Here is a 1,393-nt window from a genome sequence, read left to right on the forward strand (position 1 = left end):
CAGGAGTCTGGACTTGACTGTTAATTGAGATAATAGCTTGACTTATATCATTGCCTAAAAACAAGTTTAACCAAATTAGTACAATTAAAATAATGTAAATTGTTTTCATATCATTTAAGTGTTAGAATTTGATTAGATAAGCCCTTTCGGGCTTTGTCTCTCTATTCATCGTCTTTTGTTAATGTCTTAATTATGGCTAAGGTAGACATTATATGAAAGGCGATTTCTGTTATTTTCTTAATATTTTCTAACACTTTCTATCCTCCTCTCAATTGGTATATTTTTTCACGATTAAACGTGATAAACAATAGTTTTTATCTCTTTTTTTGAAATTTAGGCATAAAAAAATAACCTTCAGTGGAAGGTTAAAAAAGTGTATAAAAATAGCACCACTTTCTATTTATAGGGATAGAAAGGATGCCATTAAGATATTATTCTTATTTCTTTAATTTCAGAGTCATCAATAGAGTAAATACCTAATTCAGTTTCTAAATCCATTACAAAATTTCCTGAATCACTTTCATATGGATTTTCAAAATTTATTACATCTCCAAAAAGTTTATTATCATCATTTAAAACTACGTTTACTTTATGTCCGTAAGACCTAGCTATTCTCATTTTTTCATCTCCTTCTTAATATAAGGAACTACATGTGTACCTGTCTTAGAATAATGTACTTTCCCTAATTTAGTATTAATATAACGACCATTGACAAAAGCTTTTCCAATTACAACACCAAAGTCTATAATTTCTTTTTTATTAAATTTATTGTTAACTAATAACATTATACCAGTATTTGATTTTTCCATAAGTAATTTATTCAATTCTCGATTAGGTAGAGTAGTGTAGCTTGGAAGCATATAATTATTTTTAATGGCTTTCGATTTACTTTCTTCAAAAAGTCTATGATTTTTACAATGTCTATTTTGTTTTTCTGGATTAATTTCTACTTTTATTTTACCACTACGTATCATATCAAGCATTTCTTTTTTTGCTTTTTCTTGTAATTTTTCTTTTTCTAATACATTATCCTGTATTTGATACTTACCTTTACGCTCAGTAAAGAATTTATCTCGCCAATTGCCCACATGTGGTACTGTAGTACTTCTACACCAAAGGTGCATTGGTGGTGCATTAACTCCAGGTATCATGTCTTTAACTTTAAATATTTTGCCATTTAATGAGTGACAAATTTTAGATGTTTTCTTGTCGATTTTTGCTACATATTTGTACTCTCCTTCTTCACCTAGTTCTTTTAAATAGGTTAGTTTTTGCGACTCTGCTTGTACTCTTGCTGATTCAGTAACTAATAGTCTACTAGCATTATAAGTAGTGGAATTTGTTTGCTTTTTCTTTTAATTTTTCTTTTTCTAATACATTATACTGTATTTTA

At 28.0% G+C, this 1,393-nt stretch carries 1 protein-coding gene and 1 pseudogene; both read right to left on the reverse strand.

Annotated elements, in window-relative coordinates; all coding sequences use genetic code 11:
• Positions 1-423: 423 nt before the first annotated feature.
• Entirely contained in the window at positions 424-618 is a 195-nt protein-coding gene (locus tag KA858_RS12250; RefSeq protein WP_037548898.1) for a hypothetical protein, read from the reverse strand.
• Positions 615-1,352: pseudogene (locus KA858_RS12255) on the reverse strand (minor capsid protein); the annotation flags it as partial. The gene KA858_RS12250 and the pseudogene KA858_RS12255, both read right to left, overlap by 4 nt.
• Positions 1,353-1,393: the final 41 nt, after the last annotated feature.

This window comes from Staphylococcus sp. GDX8P80P (assembly GCF_017893095.1).
Taxonomy (GTDB): Bacteria; Bacillota; Bacilli; order Staphylococcales; family Staphylococcaceae; genus Staphylococcus; species Staphylococcus borealis.